1 protein-coding gene and 1 pseudogene are annotated in these 2,548 nt (G+C 42.7%); both read left to right on the top strand.

The genetic code is table 11. From position 1 onward, the window contains the following. A partial coding sequence (gene alr / locus C3Z13_RS03215; protein ID WP_103854978.1) for an alanine racemase occupies positions 1 to 824 on the top strand: 824 nt, incomplete at its 5' end. Between the two features lie 76 nt (positions 825 to 900). After that, positions 901 to 2,546 (top strand): annotated as a pseudogene (pgi, locus tag C3Z13_RS03210) (glucose-6-phosphate isomerase). The last annotated feature ends 2 nt before the right edge of the window (positions 2,547 to 2,548 follow it).

The raw sequence follows: 2,548 nt of genomic DNA, 5'->3' as shown, positions 1-2,548 counted from the left end.
CCAAAGATTTGCCGATTATTGCGGTGAATAATATCCAAACTATCGTGCATAACAAAGAACAATTAGAAGCTTTACAGCAAGCCGATTTACCTAACCCGATTAAAGTCTGGCTTAAAATTGACACGGGAATGCATCGCCTTGGTGTTGCCTTAGATGAAGTGGAAACATTTTGCCAAGCCCTTGAAAAATGTCCAAATATTGAACCGCACTTTGGTTTCGTCAGTCATTTTAGCCGTGCCGATGAATTAGAATCTGATTACACGCAAAAACAACTTAACGCCTTTCTTCAAGCTACCGAAAATAGAGCAGGGGAGCGTAGCATTGCGGCATCAGGGGGCATTTTATTTTGGCACGAAGCGCATTTAGATTGGATTCGCCCCGGCATTATTTTATACGGCATTTCGCCGAACAATGTACCAAGCCGAGAATACGGCTTAATTCCTGTAATGACGCTAACTTCATCACTGATTGCGGTGCGTGAGCATAAAAAGGGCGAACCTGTAGGCTATGGCGGAAAATGGGTGAGCGAACAAGATACCAAAATTGGTGTGGTCGCCATTGGCTATGGCGATGGCTATCCAAGAGATATGCCAATGGGAACGCCCGTTTATCTTAATGGTCGCCTTGTGCCAATTGTGGGCAGAGTATCAATGGATATGCTCACCGTTGATCTTGGCAAAGACAGCCAAGATCAAGTGGGCGATGAAGTGATCTTATGGGGCAAGGAATTGCCTATCGAAGAAATCGCAGCAATAAGCGGCATTTTAAGTTATGAATTAATAACAAAACTCACCCCACGAGTTTTGACGGAATATATTGATTAATCTGGTGTTTTTATAAACGATTTAATCGTGCTGTTATAAAAATGGATTTCTATTCTTAACAATTAAAGGAAAAACAATGAAAAATATCAACCCAACTACCACTAACGCGTGGAAAGCCTTAGAACAACACAAAAGTAACCTAGGTGAAACCACGATCCAGCAATTATTTGCGCAAGAACCCAATCGTTTTAAAGATTATTCTTTAACCTTTGATAACGAGATTTTGGTGGATTACTCAAAAATAACCTTACCCAAGAAACTTTAGAGTTATTACGTCAATTAGCGGAAGAATGTGGTTTGCAGGAAGCCACAGAAGCAATGTTCACTGGGGAAAAAATCAACCGCACGGAAAATCGTGCTGTTTTACACACCGCACTTCGTAACCGTTCAAATACCCCTGTATTGGTGGACGGCAAAGATGTAATGCCTGAAGTGAATGCCGTGCTGGCGAAAATGAAATCTTTCTGTGATCGCGTCATTTCGGGCGAATGGAAAGGCTACACAGGCAAAGCGATCACTGATGTGATTAACATCGGCATTGGTGGCTCGGATTTAGGGCCTTATATGGTAACTGAAGCCTTGCGTCCTTATAAAAACCACCTCAATATGCACTTTGTGTCTAACGTGGACGGCACGCACATCGCGGAAACCTTGAAAAAAGTGAACCCAGAAACCACCCTAGTGCTAGTAGCATCAAAAACTTTCACCACGCAAGAAACAATGACCAACGCAAATTCTGCCCGTGATTGGTTCTTAGCCAGTGCGAAAGATGAAGCACATATTGCAAAACATTTCGCCGCACTTTCAACGAACGCAAAAGAAGTGGAAAAATTCGGCATTGATACCGCACATATGTTTGAATTCTGGGATTGGGTTGGCGGACGCTATTCCTTATGGTCGGCTATCGGTTTATCTATCGCCCTTTCTATCGGTTTTGAAAACTTTGAAGCCTTGTTATCAGGCGCGCACGAAATGGATAAACATTTCCGCAATGCACCACTGGCTGAAAATATCCCAGCGACTCTTGCCTTAGTGGGGTTATGGAACACCAATTTCCTTGGTGCACAAACCGAAGCGATTTTGCCATATGACCAATATTTACACCGTTTCGCTGCTTATTTCCAACAAGGCAATATGGAATCAAACGGAAAATATGTGGGACGTGATGGCAAAGTAGTAGATTATCAAACTGGTCCAATTATCTGGGGCGAACCTGGGACAAACGGACAACACGCGTTCTATCAATTAATTCACCAAGGGAAAATTTTAATTCCTTGTGATTTCATTGCCCCAGCACAAACCCACAACCCACTTTCAGATCATCACCTGAAATTATTGTCTAACTTCTTCGCTCAAACTGAAGCACTGGCTTTCGGTAAAAGCAAAGAAGAAGTGGAAGCAGAATTTGTCAAAGCGGGCAAATCCCTTGATGAAGTGAAAGACATCGTGCCATTTAAAGTGTTCACAGGTAACAAACCAACCAATTCCATCTTATTGCAAAAAATTACCCCATTTAGCTTGGGCGCACTCATTGCAATGTACGAACACAAAATCTTCACGCAAGGTGTAATCTTCAACATTTTCAGCTTTGACCAATGGGGTGTAGAGCTTGGCAAACAGCTCGCCAACCGCATTTTACCAGAGCTTGAAAACAACAACGAAATCACCAGCCACGACAGCTCAACCAACGGTTTAATCAACCAATACAAAGCGTGGCGTTAATT

The organism is Avibacterium endocarditidis (assembly GCF_002921145.1).
GTDB classification, from domain to species: domain Bacteria; phylum Pseudomonadota; class Gammaproteobacteria; order Enterobacterales; family Pasteurellaceae; genus Avibacterium; species Avibacterium endocarditidis.
This window is presented reverse-complemented; position numbering and strand designations above follow the sequence as displayed.